This is a genomic window from uncultured Bacteroides sp. (assembly GCF_949298305.1).
Classification (GTDB): Bacteria; Bacteroidota; Bacteroidia; order Bacteroidales; family Bacteroidaceae; genus Bacteroides.
On sequence record NZ_CASFWU010000015.1, the window covers coordinates 21,646 to 35,899 of the forward strand.

Genomic DNA, 14,254 nt, shown 5'->3' on the forward strand with positions numbered 1-14,254 from the left:
CCATTGTCCATCCCCAATCTCCGTTAGAAAAGAAATGAAACACATTATTATATTAGGAGACGGCATGGCCGACTGGCCTGTCGACTCGCTGGGAGGCAAGACACTGCTACAGGCAGCCGACACTCCCAACATGGACCGGCTGGCACGCATGGGACGCACGGGACGGCTGGTGACGGTGGCCGACGGCTTCCATCCGGGAAGCGAAGTAGCCAACATGTCTGTACTGGGCTACAATCTGCCACGGGTGTACGAAGGCCGCGGGCCGCTCGAGGCAGCCAGTATCGGCGTAGACCTGAAGCCGGGAGAAATGGCCATGCGCTGCAACATCATCTGCATCGAAGGCGACCACATCAAGAACCATTCCGCCGGACACATCACGACCGAAGAGGCCGATGTGCTCATCCGCTACCTGCAAGAGCAATTGGGCGATGAGCGCATCCGCTTCTATACGGGCGTACAATACCGCCATCTGCTGGTAGTCAAGGGAGGCGACAAGCGCATTGACTGCACGCCGCCTCACGACGTGCCTCTGAAGCCTTTCCGTCCGCTCATGGTGAAACCGCAGGCCGGTAGCGAAAACATCAGCGTGCCCGAGGGCAATGCCGACCTGACTCCGGCACAGACGGCCGACCTGCTGAACAGCCTCATCCTCCGCTCGCAGGAGCTGCTGAAGAATCATCCCGTCAACCTGAAGCGCATGGCCGAAGGCAAGGACCCCGCCAACAGCATCTGGCCCTGGAGTCCCGGCTATCGTCCGCAGATGGAACCGTTGTCGCACACCTTTCCGCAGGTGAAGCGGGGAGCCGTCATTTCGGCAGTCGACCTCATCAACGGCATCGGCTACTATGCCGGACTCCGTCGTCTGAACGTGGAGGGAGCTACCGGGCTGTACGATACGAACTACGAGAACAAAGTGTCCGCCGCCCTTGAAGCGCTGAAGACGGACGACTTTGTCTACCTGCACGTAGAGGCCAGCGACGAAGCCGGACATGAAGGTGACGTAGCGCTGAAGATACGCACCATCGAGAATCTGGACAAGCGTGCCGTAGGCCCCATCTACGAAGCCGTGAAAGACTGGGACGAGCCGGTGGCCATAGCCGTGCTGCCCGACCACCCCACCCCCTGCAAGCTGCGCACGCATACGGCCGAGCCGGTGCCTTTCCTCATCTGGCACCCGGGCATCGAGCCCGACGAGGTACAGACCTTCGACGAAGTGGCTGCCTGCAACGGCATCTACGGACTGATGAAGGAAGACGAGTTTATCAACGAATTTATGAAACAAGCATAAGCAACTCACTGAAAAAGAAACTATGAAATACTACAGTACCAACAAACAGGAAAGCAACGTCAGTCTGGAAGACGCAGTGGTAAAAGGACTGGCCAGCGACAAGGGACTCTACATGCCCGATGTCATCAAAGCCTTGCCGCAAGAGTTTTACGACCGGATAGAAACGCTGGGCTTTCAGGAAATAGCCTACCGGGTGGCCGACGCCTTCTTTGGCGAGGACGTACCCGCCGACACGCTGAAGCAGATTGTATATGACACGCTGAGTTTCGACGTGCCGCTGGTCAAAGTTACCGACAACATCTGCTCGCTCGAACTCTTCCACGGGCCGACGCTTGCCTTCAAGGATGTGGGCGCCCGCTTCATGGCCCGCCTGCTGGGCTATTTCATCCGCAAGGAAGGCAAACGGCAGGTCAACGTGCTGGTAGCCACTTCGGGCGATACGGGCAGCGCCGTGGCCAACGGCTTCCTGGGCGTAGAGGGCATCCACGTGTATGTACTCTACCCCAAAGGCAAAGTAAGCGAGATACAGGAGAAGCAGTTCACCACGCTGGGACAGAACATCACCGCCCTTGAGGTGGACGGCACCTTCGACGACTGCCAGGCACTGGTGAAGGCGGCCTTCATGGACCGCGAACTGAACGAGCGCCTGCAACTGACCAGCGCCAACTCCATCAACGTGGCCCGCTTCCTGCCTCAGGCGTTCTACTACTTCTATGCTTATGCCCAGCTGAAGAAAGCGGGCAAGGCCGACAACGCGGTCATCTGTGTGCCAAGCGGCAACTTCGGCAACATCACCGCAGGGCTCTTCGGCAAGCGAATGGGCCTGCCCGTGAAGCGCTTCATTGCCGCCAACAACCGCAACGACATCTTCTACCAATACCTGCAGACGGGCGTCTACGCGCCGCGGCCCAGCATTGCCACCATTGCCAACGCCATGGACGTGGGTGACCCCAGCAACTTTGCCCGCGTGCTCGACCTCTATGCAAACAGCCACGAAGCCATCTGCGCCGACATCAGCGGAGCCACCTATACGGACGAACAGATAGCCGAAACCGTGAAGCAGATATGGCAGACACACCGCTACCTGCTCGACCCGCACGGCGCCTGCGGCTTCCGCGCCCTGCAAGAGGGCCTGAAGGAAGGCGAGACGGGCATCTTCCTGGAGACGGCCCATCCTGCCAAGTTCAAGGACACGGTGGAAAGAATCATCGGCGAACCCGTCAGCATCCCCGCCAAGCTGCAAGCCTTCATGCAGGGCCGGAAGCAGAGCGTGCCCATGTCCAAGACATTTGCCGACTTCAAGAACTACCTGATGAACGTATAAAAAATGTGCCGAAAGCAGACATGGCACACCGATGACACAGATTGAACAGACGACCGCAGATAAAAAAAACAGCCCGACGGGGGCAACAAATCTACGCAAAATCTGTCCTTTCTGTGTCATCGGCGTGTCATGTCCGCTTTGCGGGACAGCCCCCATTTTAAAAAGGCCGCGGCGGAAATGAACGAAAAAACGTTTTATTTGTTACCTTTGCGACCATTTATTTTTCAAACCAATCTTTATACATCACATGTTATCATCACTTTTCATGGCGGCCCTTGCCGCCCAAAACGCTGAAGACGGCTTCAGCAAGCTGCAAATTTTTCTCCAACAACTGATAGACTGGAGCGTAAACGCAGGCGGGCGCATCCTGGGAGCCGTCATCATCTTCATCGTCGGACGGGTTCTCATATCCTTCCTCAACAAATTCGTTGCCAGATTGCTGGCCCGCAGACACATAGACGCCAGCATCCAAAGCTTCGTCAAAAGTCTGGTGAACATCCTGCTCACCATCCTGCTCATCGTTGCCGTCATCAGCAAGCTGGGCGTAGAGACCACCTCGTTTGCAGCCCTGCTGGCCTCGGCAGGTGTGGCCATCGGTATGGCCCTCTCCGGCAACCTGCAGAACTTTGCCGGCGGCCTCATCGTACTGCTGCTCCGCCCCTACAAAGTAGGCGACCTGATTGAGAGCCAGGGCATAACGGGAACCGTGCGCGAAATCCAGATTTTCCACACCATCCTGGTGACGGCGGACAACAAAGTCATCTACATCCCCAACGGCTCGCTGAGCAGCGGCACTGTGACCAACTACAGCCGCGAGGAAACCCGCCGCGTGGAGTGGATTGTGGGTGTGGAATATGGCGAAGACTACGAGAAGGTGGAACGCACCGTCCGCAGGATATTGGCGGCCGACAGCCGCGTGCTGTCCACGCCCGAACCCTTCATCGCCCTCCATGCACTGGATGCCAGCAGCGTGAACGTGGTCATCAGGGTATGGGTGAAGAGCAGCGACTATTGGGGCCTCTACTTCGACATGAACAAGACCATCTACAACGTCTTCAACCAGGAAGGCATCGGATTCCCCTTCCCGCAACTTACGGTACACCAGGCCAAGGACTGAGCCCCGGCCTATCCCCTTCACCGGGCAGCCGGCGCAAGGCAGCCGTCCCCGGCCGCCTGAGCTGCCGCCCGGTGAAAGGCAGGAACCTGCCGCAGACCATGCTTGCATGGTCCGCGGACGACGCAAGCACGGTCTGCAAGCCATGCAAGCACGGTGTACGGACCATGCAAGCATGGTCCGTACACCGTATCGGCATTCGCACAGACTACTGTTTATCAGAAAGATACAAAAAATCGGGCGGAAAGGCCCGACAACACAGAGGCATTCCTGCCGGACAACGGCAGACACGGGCCGTTCAAACAAGCTGCTCCTCCGGATAATTCACCAGATAGAGCGTCCCCGTGGCCCGCGTGAAGGCCGTGTAAAGCCATCGGAAGTAATCGGGCGTCAGGTACTCGTCCGTCAGATAGCCCTGGTCCAGGAAAACGTTCTTCCACTGCCCGCCCTGCGCCTTGTGGCAAGTGACGGCGTAGGCATACTTTACCTGCAGGGCATTGTAGTGCGGGTCGGCTTTCATCTTCTTCACCTTCTCACGCTTGGTGCCCACGTCGGCATAGTCTTCCAGTATGGTGCAGAAGAGCCTCTCACTCTCCTCCCTCGACAGGGCGGGCGCATCGCTTTGCAGGGTGTCCAACAGGAGGTTCACTTCCATCTCCAGGTCGCCGTAGTCGGGGAAAGCGAGGGTGACGTCGGCAAAGCGGAAGCCGTAAAGCTCGCGCGTGCGGCGCACACGGCGCACCACCGCGGTCTCGCCATTGGCAATGAAGTCCATCCCCTGCTGCTTCTCCTGCTCCGTCCAGTAATAATTATTCTTGGCCACCATCAGCAGGTCGCCCGTGTTCAGCTCGTCCTCACGCCAGAGGATTTGAGCACGGATACCTTTATTATAGATATTGGCCCGCTTGTTGCTCCGGCAGATGACGATGGTTTCGTCCAGACCGTCGTTGTCATAGCACCGTTCCAGCACGTCAACCAGTTCGTTGCCGGACACTCGCCTGATGTCGGCAAAACCCGTCAGCCTGATGCGGGGCAGGCTTCCGCAGTCTTCATCGGCAATCAACTGCCGCAGGCGGGTGGCGTTCCACAAGATGCCCGACTCCTGCTCCTGGCGCACCACCTGCGTCAGGTCCACCTCCACCACGTCCAGCCCGTAGCCACGCAGGGCGTCGGCATAGAGAGCGGGACTTTGCTCCTCGCCCACGGGCGGCAGCTGGGCCGTGTCGCCCATCAGGAGCAGACGGCATCCTTCGCCCGAGTAGACGAACTGCACCAGGTCGTCCAGCAGGCGGCCGGTACCGAACATGGAACCCGAAAGGCCGTCGTTGGCAATCATCGAGGCCTCGTCCACAATATACAAGGTATGGGTCGTCAGATTATCGTTCAGCGAGAAGTTGCCCCCCTCGCCTGTATAGGCCTGCTGGCGGTAAATCTTCTTATGGATGGTAAAAGCAGAATGGCCCGCATACTGGGCAAACACCTTGGCCGCCCGCCCCGTGGGGGCCAGCAGCACAGACTTCTGCTGCAGTTTGTCCAGCGTGCGCACCAGCGCGGCCACCAGCGAGGTCTTTCCCGTTCCCGCATACCCCCTTAACAGGAAAATCGTCTCTCCACAAGGCGCAACCAGGAAGTCTGACAAATATTTAACAGCTTTTTCTTGTTCTAAAGTTGGTTGATAAGGAAAATTTTCCTTAATTTGCCTTTCTAAATAGTTATTTATCATTTTTGTAACTGAAAAAAGTAGGAAGAACGGTCATTTTTAAATTTATTTCTTTTATTTTTGCGGTGCGAATATAACAACTAAAAAACATATTTATCATGAAAACAGTATTTAATATCGTTTTAGTCGCATGTATTCTGGTGTTAGTCTACATCTGCTATGCCAGCATCATGGGACCTATCGATTTTGAGAACGCCAAGAAGCAAAGAGACGCAGCAGTCATTGCCCGTCTGATGGACATCCGCAAGGCCCAGCAGGAGTATCGTAACCTGAACAACCAGCAGTATACGGCCAGTTTCGATACGCTGATTGACTTCGTAAAGAACCAGAAATTGCCCTTCATCTACAAGCAGGGCGAACTGACCGACAAGCAGCTGGAAGACGGTCTGACCGAGAAGAAGGCCATCAGCATCATCAACAAGGCCAAGAAGACCAACAACTACTCCGAAGTAAAGAAGTGGGGTCTGGAAAACTTCAAGCGCGACACCATGTGGGTAGCCGTACTGGACACCATCTTCCCCAAAGGCTTCAACGCCGACTCCATGAGATATGTACCCTACGGCAACGGCGCACAGTTCGAGATGGCCATCAAGAACGATACAGCCAAGTCCGGCGCTCCCTTCTGCCTGCTCGAAGTGAAGACTCCGTATGAAGTCTATCTGAACGGACTGAGCCAGCAGGAGATTGCCAACCTGAAAGACGTGCAGACCAAATTGGGCAAATACTGCGGTCTGATGATTGGTAGCCTGGAAACAGCCAACAACAACGCCGGCAACTGGGAGTAATCCTCCCCCACCGGCTAACGGAGAAATGCCTGAAGGAGGTGCAGCGCTCACCGAAGCCTGCACCCCGTCATGTCAAGGATTCCCCGAACTCGAAATCCATAGTTAGAATGACAGGAAACACTGATTTCAGCAAATCGGAACAATATACGTTATCCATCCGTCTCAGCACGGATGGATTTTCTTTTTCCATCTTCAACCCTTTATCAGCCGACACCCCCGACATACACCACTACGACGTCGACGAGACCCTTTCGCTCACGGCCAACCTGAAGCAGGCCTTCCGCGAGACGGAGTGGCTGTCCAACCCCTTCCGGCACGTCAATATTCTTGCGTCCGGCGGACGCTTCACGTTCGTTCCCCTCGAATTCTTTGAAGACGAACTGGCGGAAAGCTTCTTCCACCACAACCACCCCAAGCGCGAAAACGAAGTGGTGCAGTACAACATCCTGCACAACAACAACGTCGTGGTACTGTTCGGTATGGACAGAAGCGTCTGCAACTTTCTGCGCGAACAACATCCAGACGCCAGATTCTATGCACAGGCCAGTCCACTGATAGAGTATTGCACGGCCAAGAGCCGCTTGGGCAACAACCGCAAGATGTATGTCTATTTACGGAAAGAAGCACTGGACGTATATGCCTACGAGCGCAGCCGGCTGTTGCTGGCCAACACGTTTGCCTGCAAGACATCCGCCGACCGCATCTATTACCTGCTGTACATCTGGAAGCAGCTCGGCCTCGACCAGGAGCGTGACGAACTGCACCTGACAGGATGCAGAGACATCAGGGAGGACTTGCTGCCCGAACTGAAAAGATATATCCGGCAGGTATTCGTCATGAATCCCTCCGACAATCTGGACTTACAAGCCATCAACTTATGCGAGTAATCAGCGGAATATACAAAAGAAGACGTTTCGACGTGCCACACACTTTCAAGGCACGCCCCACCACAGACTTTGCCAAGGAAAACCTGTTCAATGTGCTGTCCAATTACATGGACTTCGACGACGGTGTCCGTGCTCTCGACCTCTTTGCAGGAACAGGCAGCATCAGCATCGAGCTCGTGTCGCGGGGCTGCGACCAGGTAATCAGTGTGGAAAAAGACCGCGACCACCATGCCTTCATCTGCAAAATCATGCAGGAAGTAGGTACAGACAAGTGCCTGCCTGTCCGCGGCGATGTGTTCAAATACCTGAAAGGAGGCAGAGAGCAGTTCGATTTCATCTTCGCCGACCCGCCCTACGAACTCAAAGGACTTGAAACCCTGCCCGACTTGGTATTTGACAATCACCTGCTGAAGGAAGGCGGCCTTTTCGTACTGGAACACGGCAAGAAGAACAGTTTTGAGAACCACCCGTACTTTGTGGAACGGCGCGTGTACGGCAGTGTGAACTTCTCTTTCTTCCGCCTCAAAGCAGAGGAGCCATCAGGCGAATGACGCTTTCGGCAGCCTTCTGATACCACGGGCGCTTCAACCAGCGTTTCAGCGACAACTGTACGGACGCACGCTGGTCTTGCAAGAAAACCTCACGCATCTGCAAGGCCGTCTCCGTATCATAGATGAATGCGTTTACTTCAAAATTGTGCTCAAAACTACGGAAATCCACATTGGTTGAACCTACCGTAGAAAATTCGTCATCGGACACCATCAGCTTCGAGTGCAGGAATCCCGGCTTGTAAAAATAAACCTTCACGCCCGCACGGAGCACATCGGCCAGATAAGAGCACGAACCCAGATGGGTCACACGGTTGTCGGCCCGCATGGGCAGCATCAGCCTCACATCCACACCCGCCAAAGCGGCCGTCTGCATGGCAACCAACACCGACTCGGTAGGCAGGAAATAAGGTGTCTGCATGTAGAAGTACTTCCGCGCGCTGACTATGGCCATGCACAAGCCCTGCATGATTTCACGCCACTGGCCGACAGGTTCACTGGTCACAATCTGCGCCAGAGCCGTTCCGCGATTGTCCACCTTGGGAAAATAACGGGCTGAAGAGATAATCGTTCGGTCCACAAAGTACCAGTCAAGCAGGAAAGCAGTCTGCAGGCCGTGGACAGCCCGCCCTTCAATCATCAGATGCGTGTCCCGCCAGAGTCCCCAGGAAAGACCGCGCATATAGCGTTCGGCCAGATTCATGCCTCCCACAAAGCCCACCTGTCCGTCAATCACCACAATCTTACGGTGGTTGCGATAGTTCACCTTGCTGGTGAACAAGGGGAAACGCACCTTCAGGAAGCTCCTGACGTCCACTCCCGCCTCGCGCATCTCTTCATAAAAACGTTTCGGAACCTTCCAGCACCCCACATCGTCATAAATGACACGAACCTCGACACCCGCACGCGCCTTGTCCATCAGGACATCACGCACCAGACGTCCCACGGCATCGTCCTCGAAAATATAGAATTCCAGATGGATATGATTTTTGGCGCGCATCAGTTGCCTCAGCAAAGACTGAAGCATGGACAAGCCCGCCGTATAGGTTTCCACCCGATTCCCGTCGAAGGGAAAGGCCTGACTGGTATTGCGGAACAAAGAAATCAGCCGGTTGTAATGGAGGGGAATCTGACAGGAGTCCTGCGCCAGGTACTCGTTCATCGGCTTCTTCAGCAGGCGGCCGTAGCCCTTGCGGCTGATGAGGCGCTCGCGCCGCTGGCTGCGCCCGAAAAAGAAGTAAAACACCAGACCGACAACGGGCAAAAACATCAGCACCAGTATCCACGCCAAAGTCTTCACCGGATTACGGTTGTCCAGTATAATGACAACAATCGTACCGATAACAAAGCCAAAATAGACCAGGTCGAAGGCTATCGAGGCTATCTGCCCGAGCAGTACATTCCAATCAATCATCGTTCATTCACTTGATTCGGACGGAAAAAGCATTCTCTTCCTCATGCCCTTATCAAAGCTCCAAGCCGGGATTCCGGAAGAAAAGGTGAAACAAATATAGGAAAAAACCTCTCAAATTACACCAGTTTCTCTACAGATTAACATGAATAGAGAGCAAATAGAAGATTATCGGCATCCGCAGAAGCCCCGAACGCCATAAAAAATCTCCCCTTTCCGGGATTTACACTTCCGACGAAGAGGAAACCGGAAAGGGGAGATAAAGGATAATATCTGTTTCTCTTCACCCCCAAAAGGAAAGAAGAGATTAGAAAGGACGACGTCCGCCGCCGAAGCCGCCACGAGGACCGCCCGGAGGGCCGGGGCGGCGCATGCTCTCACGTGCGCCCTTACCGCCGAACAGGTTCAGGCGATAGATGAAGTGAAGCATGCAGTAGCTGTTGACACCGTTGTAGGTGTACACCGAACGGCCGCTTGCCGTCAGCGAACGGCTGATGTTGCTCTGTTGTCTCAGGATGTCGTACATCTCGAAGCTGACTGTAGCCGCGCCCTTCAGGAACGTCTGCGAAAGCTGGGCATTCCAAATCAGCTCGTTGCGGTTCATGCTGGCGTCCGAATAGCCGCGACGGCTCTGGTTGGCAATGTTGGTAGAAAGCGACATGCTCCAGGGAGCGGTCAGCGTCGTGGTAGCACCGTAGGAGAAGGTGTAGGGCTGCTGGTTGTTGCTGGGAGTGAGCTTGTCCTTTTCTATCGAATAGGAGAAAGTGCCGTTCAGTCCGAATTCAAACCAGTCGTTACGGAACGTACCGTTCAGACGCTCGTTCAAGCTCAGGTTCGTAGTGGTGTTCTTCTGCTGGATGGCATCCGCGCCGTTACCGGTCGTCAGATAGCCTACATTATTATTATAGGAAAGATTGCTGAACGAACCGATGTTGAACTTCTTGTTCTTCAAGGCCGAGTTAATGCCGAACATACCGAATGCACTCCAGTTACCGTTGATGTTCTCGGGCTTTGTCACCCATCCACCGGTGGAGGAGTTGTAAGTACGCGCACTGCTGATGCTGTTCTGAGTCATCTGGAAATTGACGTGCGAGAAGATGGAACGTTGGTGGTCAACGTCGTAGGTATTGTAGAACATGCGAAGGGAGTGGTTGAACGAAGGCTTCAAGCCGGGATTACCCATCGTGATGTTCAGCGGATTGGAGTCGTCGGTGATGTCCAACAAGTTCTCCATACTGGGCTGCGAACTGCGTCCACGGTAAGTGATACGCAACTGGCTTACTTTGGAAAAACGGTAACGGAAATCCAGATTGGGCGCAAAGTTGAACACATTGCGAACCGTATCGGTCATGTAGTCGCCCTTCTCGTAAGCGAGCGAAGTACGCTGGGGTTCAAAGTCGGCTCCAATGTTCAGCTGATATTTCTCGCGAATGAACCGTAAGCCAATTCTTGCCTGATGAGTATAGGTCTTATACTCCGCGAACTTACTTTGGTCGGCGTCGTATCCGTCCTCGTAGCCTGCAGGCAGCGTCTCGCCAAAATTCCAGGCATCACCCAGGTTGTACGTATTCTTGTCACTCTTACTGTAACTGTACTTGAATTGATAGCTGAACTGCAAGAAGGCAGCCTTCCAGAGGGGTTCGCTATAAGTGAGCTGCAACAGGTAGTCATAGCCGCGGGTCGGTGTCACCATATAACGGCGGATGACATCTTCCGGAGTTACGGTTCCGTCTTCATTGGGCTGGAAATATCTGGTATTGGAAGCGCTGAACTGTTCATTCTCCGTATCATCGTAGCCTGCCCTGCCACGGAAAGTGATGTTGCGCCCCATGTCGTTCAGCTTACGGTTAACCTGCAAGGTCGCATCGGCCGAAAGCGTATTGCCGTCACTGCTCGACTGGTTGTTGGCCGTGTTTACACGAATAGAAGCCAGCGGGTCGTTCGAGTCCTCACCACCGAAGGCGTCATCGGACAAGTCCATCTTTGCGAGAGCCGTTATATCCAGATAGTCATTGGGATTGGGAACAATCGCATAGGGGTCGCTGTTGAACGTTCCGGACTTGGAACCGGAAAGGCTGTACGAATCGCCGTAACTGAAGTTCGGGCGGAAAATAATGTTGGTCAGCGTATCCGGCTTCCACTCCATGCGGAAGTCGGCCCGCACGTTCTTGTTGCTGGATTTGCTGTTGGAAATGGAGTTGTTGAACGAAGAAGTCTCGCCGCCCGTAAGGAAGTTCTCGGTATATCCGTCGCTTTGGGAGTCATTGCCGCGATAATTGAAGCGTACACTACCGCCCAAATCCAGCTTTTCGTTCTCCGTGGCAAAGTTCAAGCCCAACTCCTTGGTGGCCTTCAGACCGTTGTTCCGACGCCAGCGCGGACCGCCGCCACCGCCCGAGAAGCCCTGGTCGTTCACGTTGTTGGCACCTGCAATCAGCGAAACCTGCGTCTTGTCGTAGAAGTAATTCATCATGGCACGGCCCATGTAACGGTCTTCCGTACCGCCGGACAGGTCGAAGTTGCCGAAGAAGCCCTTGTTCATGCCTTTCTTGATAGTCAGGTCGAGCACGGTTTCCTCTTCGCCGTCATCAATGCCCGTGATGCGTGCCAAATCCGATTTCTTGTCGTACGTCTTCAATTTCTCAATCATGTCCACGGGCAGATTCTTCAAGCCGGTCTGTACGTCACCGCCGAAGAATTCCTTTCCGTCCACCATGATTTTGGAGATATCCTTACCATTGATTTTCACGTTGCCGTCATCGTCCACCTCGGCTCCCGGCAATTTCTTCACCAGTTCCTCCAGCATGGCACCTTCGGGCGTGCGGTAGGCCGACGAGTTGAACGCCACCGTATCTTCCACGACCTGCACCTGCGGAGCCTCGGCCACAATCACGGCTTCGGCCAGCATCACGGCATCCGTTTGCAGGTTCAGCGTCCCTACATTCTTGTTAGGCTGTGAATCAGTAAGCGTCAACGGCAAGAATTTGTTCTTGAAACCGATGTAAGAGACCTTCAGCAGATATTTGCCGGCCTTTACTTTGGGAAGTTTGAAATAACCCTGCGCGGAACAGGCCACACCGGCCACCTGCGCACTGTCGGGCAAAGAGAGCAGCAGGACCGTAGCCTGTATGGCAGGCTCATTCGTCTCTTCCTCCATCACACGGCCCGACACCGTAATGTTTTTTGTTTGTGAAAATGCGGACAACGCCGTTGCCACCAGCAACACCGCTCCAATGATAATCTTTCTCATGCGTCTATTCGTCTAAATGTAAACCAAGTATCTTTTTACACTGTTACATTTGACGAGAAAGCATGCAAAAGGTTTAATGCCCCGTATTACGATTTGCCTATTTTATCGACCATTCCGCTTAAACAATCTGTCAACGGCCGCTTTTTTGATACCAAATTCCAGGCAAAGGACATTCAAAAGTAAGAAGATAAGGAAGGAAGAAGTATCTACCGAAAGCAAGTCGCCCTTGGCCACCCGATAGACCATGCCGAGGAAAATGAACAATACGGTAAGGAACATGGCGTTGCGCGTTGCCTTGTTACGTATCTGCTCGGTCTCCTTGCTCTCGTTCTTGGTCAGGGCAAACAGAATCATCAGCGCACCCACCATCATCAGCAGTTTGGAACACTCTTTGTAGAACAACAGGTTGGCATCCGTCACACGCCCCATCATCATCATCAGGAAAGGAAGGAACAGCGCGACCGCAATCACGAAATAGCCCAACAAGCGGCAATATACAGGCAACATGGCTTTCATATCAATAACAGAATTTGTGAATAGATTCATTGTTTCTCGCGACAAACTTACGGATTTTCTTTCTATTTCACTTAAAATCCAACCAAGAAAAGCCCTTTTCCACCGACAAAAAGATACATTTGTCGGCACAAAGGCGTATCTTTGCCACCCAAACCAATCATTAACCATCCATCAGCGTATGAACAATCAAGAAGTCATCATCTGCGAACAGTTGGAAAACGACCTGAACCGAGTCGTTGAACAACATCCGCACGACAAGCTTTTCATCCTCACCGACCAGCATACACACTCCCTCTGCCTGCCACGTCTGAAAGGCATCCAGGCCCTGGAGGGCGCCGAGGAAATCATCATCGGCCCTGAAGACGTGAACAAGACATTGGACACCCTGGCCTCTGTATGGCAGGCGCTCAGCGCCCGGGGAGCCAGCCGCCACTCCCTGCTCGTCAATCTGGGAGGCGGCATGGTGACCGACCTGGGCGGATTCGCAGCCGCCACTTTCAAGCGAGGCATCACCTACATCAATATCCCCACCACCCTGCTTGCCATGGTAGACGCCTCGGTGGGCGGGAAAACCGGCATCAACTTCAACGGACTGAAAAACGAGATTGGCGCCTTTGCACCTGCCACCGCCGTACTGCTCGAAACCGAATTTCTGCGTACTCTCGACGACTGCAACCTGCTCTCCGGCTATGCCGAAATGCTGAAGCACGGCCTCATCAGCGACCAGCGGCACCTGAACGAGCTGCTGGCCTTCGACCTGGAAAAGGCCGACTACGCCCGGCTCAAGTCCATGGTAGGCCGTTCCGTACAAGTGAAAGAAGACATTGTGGAACAAGACCCCCAAGAACACGGCATCCGCAAAGCCCTGAACCTGGGACATACCGCAGGCCACGCCTTCGAGAGCCTCGCACTGGCAGAAGGCTGTCCGGTTCTCCACGGATATGCCGTAGCCTGGGGCATGGTCTGCGAGCTCTACCTCTCGCACATCAAGGCCGGCTTCCCCAAAGAAAAGATGCGGCAGGTCGTTCAATTCATCAAAACCTATTACGGCATCTTCAACTTCACCTGCAACCAGTACGAAACCCTCTACGGACTGATGAAGCACGATAAAAAAAACACAGCGGGCATCATCAACTTCACCCTGCTGAAAGACACCGGCGAAATCTGTCTGAACCAGACGGCGGACAAGGAAACCCTCTTCGAAATGTTCGACTTCTACCGGGAATGTATGGGGGTTTGAGCGGCTCCGGCCCGTTCTGGCAACAGCCCGATTCAATAAAATTAGGCCTTTTGCGCAAAAAAAAGCGCAAAAGGCTTGCACATTCAAAATAAAGCCGTACCTTTGCATCCGCAATTCGGGGTGTAGCTCAGCCCGGTTAGAGTACGCGTCTGGGGGGCGTGTGGTCGCTGG

The 14,254-nt window shown here is 54.3% G+C and carries 11 protein-coding genes; 7 read left to right on the top strand and 4 right to left on the bottom strand.

Annotated elements, in window-relative coordinates; genetic code table 11:
- The first annotated feature begins 34 nt into the window (after positions 1–34).
- The 3 genes from Q1Y74_RS03385 (at position 35) to Q1Y74_RS03395 (ending at position 3,729) form a co-directional block, all read left to right on the top strand.
- Positions 35–1,288, top strand: a complete 1,254-nt coding sequence (locus Q1Y74_RS03385; RefSeq protein WP_300812325.1) for a cofactor-independent phosphoglycerate mutase — start codon at positions 35–37, stop codon at positions 1,286–1,288.
- A gap of 22 nt (positions 1,289–1,310) precedes the next feature.
- Complete coding sequence (gene thrC, locus Q1Y74_RS03390; protein WP_300812326.1) at positions 1,311–2,612, top strand: threonine synthase; 1,302 nt, start codon at positions 1,311–1,313, stop codon at positions 2,610–2,612.
- Between the two features lie 247 nt (positions 2,613–2,859).
- A complete protein-coding gene (locus Q1Y74_RS03395; RefSeq protein WP_300812327.1) occupies positions 2,860–3,729 on the top strand; it encodes a mechanosensitive ion channel domain-containing protein in 870 nt (289 codons plus the stop codon).
- 295 nt (positions 3,730–4,024) lie between these two features.
- On the opposite strand, the gene Q1Y74_RS03400 is transcribed toward Q1Y74_RS03395, so the two are convergent.
- Positions 4,025–5,449 (bottom strand): AAA family ATPase, encoded by a 1,425-nt coding sequence (locus Q1Y74_RS03400; protein ID WP_300812328.1) that lies wholly within the window; start codon positions 5,447–5,449, stop codon positions 4,025–4,027.
- Between the two features lie 95 nt (positions 5,450–5,544).
- Between Q1Y74_RS03400 and Q1Y74_RS03405 the strand changes: the two genes are divergently transcribed.
- The 3 genes from Q1Y74_RS03405 to Q1Y74_RS03415 all read left to right on the top strand — a co-directional run bounded on the left by Q1Y74_RS03405 (position 5,545) and on the right by Q1Y74_RS03415 (position 7,669).
- Entirely contained in the window at positions 5,545–6,231 is a 687-nt protein-coding gene (locus Q1Y74_RS03405) for a hypothetical protein (RefSeq protein ID WP_300812329.1), read from the top strand.
- Between the two features lie 107 nt (positions 6,232–6,338).
- On the top strand, positions 6,339–7,118 hold the full coding sequence (locus tag Q1Y74_RS03410) for a DUF3822 family protein (protein WP_300812330.1): 780 nt from the start codon (positions 6,339–6,341) through the stop codon (positions 7,116–7,118).
- Positions 7,109–7,669 carry an RsmD family RNA methyltransferase gene (locus tag Q1Y74_RS03415; RefSeq protein WP_300812332.1) on the top strand — a complete coding sequence of 187 codons (561 nt, stop codon included), beginning with the start codon at positions 7,109–7,111 and terminating at the stop codon, positions 7,667–7,669. Before Q1Y74_RS03410 ends, Q1Y74_RS03415 begins: the two co-directional genes overlap by 10 nt.
- On the opposite strand, the gene cls is transcribed toward Q1Y74_RS03415, so the two are convergent.
- From cls to Q1Y74_RS03430, 3 genes are all read right to left on the bottom strand, one after another.
- Positions 7,641–9,080 (bottom strand): cardiolipin synthase, encoded by a 1,440-nt coding sequence (gene cls / locus Q1Y74_RS03420; RefSeq protein ID WP_300812333.1) that lies wholly within the window; start codon positions 9,078–9,080, stop codon positions 7,641–7,643. The two genes, Q1Y74_RS03415 and cls, sit on opposite strands and share 29 nt — an antisense overlap.
- Before the next feature lie 304 nt (positions 9,081–9,384).
- Positions 9,385–12,327 (bottom strand): TonB-dependent receptor, encoded by a 2,943-nt coding sequence (locus Q1Y74_RS03425; protein ID WP_300812334.1) that lies wholly within the window; start codon positions 12,325–12,327, stop codon positions 9,385–9,387.
- Between the two features lie 102 nt (positions 12,328–12,429).
- The gene (locus Q1Y74_RS03430) at positions 12,430–12,843 is read right to left on the bottom strand and encodes a hypothetical protein (protein WP_300812335.1); all 414 of its coding nucleotides are present in this window, start codon (positions 12,841–12,843) and stop codon (positions 12,430–12,432) included.
- Between the two features lie 178 nt (positions 12,844–13,021).
- Here Q1Y74_RS03430 and aroB point away from each other — a divergent pair, with 178 nt between their 5' ends.
- On the top strand, positions 13,022–14,083 hold the full coding sequence (gene aroB / locus Q1Y74_RS03435) for a 3-dehydroquinate synthase (protein ID WP_300812336.1): 1,062 nt from the start codon (positions 13,022–13,024) through the stop codon (positions 14,081–14,083).
- The last annotated feature ends 171 nt before the right edge of the window (positions 14,084–14,254 follow it).

Coding starts and splice junctions, on each gene's coding strand:
- Q1Y74_RS03385 (WP_300812325.1), top strand. CDS start 35: ATGAAACACATTATTATATTAGGAGACGGCATGGCCGACTGGCCTGTC.
- thrC (WP_300812326.1), top strand. CDS start 1,311: ATGAAATACTACAGTACCAACAAACAGGAAAGCAACGTCAGTCTGGAA.
- Q1Y74_RS03395 (WP_300812327.1), top strand. CDS start 2,860: ATGTTATCATCACTTTTCATGGCGGCCCTTGCCGCCCAAAACGCTGAA.
- Q1Y74_RS03400 (WP_300812328.1), bottom strand. CDS start 5,449: ATGATAAATAACTATTTAGAAAGGCAAATTAAGGAAAATTTTCCTTAT.
- Q1Y74_RS03405 (WP_300812329.1), top strand. CDS start 5,545: ATGAAAACAGTATTTAATATCGTTTTAGTCGCATGTATTCTGGTGTTA.
- Q1Y74_RS03410 (WP_300812330.1), top strand. CDS start 6,339: ATGACAGGAAACACTGATTTCAGCAAATCGGAACAATATACGTTATCC.
- Q1Y74_RS03415 (WP_300812332.1), top strand. CDS start 7,109: ATGCGAGTAATCAGCGGAATATACAAAAGAAGACGTTTCGACGTGCCA.
- cls (WP_300812333.1), bottom strand. CDS start 9,080: ATGATTGATTGGAATGTACTGCTCGGGCAGATAGCCTCGATAGCCTTC.
- Q1Y74_RS03425 (WP_300812334.1), bottom strand. CDS start 12,327: ATGAGAAAGATTATCATTGGAGCGGTGTTGCTGGTGGCAACGGCGTTG.
- Q1Y74_RS03430 (WP_300812335.1), bottom strand. CDS start 12,843: ATGAAAGCCATGTTGCCTGTATATTGCCGCTTGTTGGGCTATTTCGTG.
- aroB (WP_300812336.1), top strand. CDS start 13,022: ATGAACAATCAAGAAGTCATCATCTGCGAACAGTTGGAAAACGACCTG.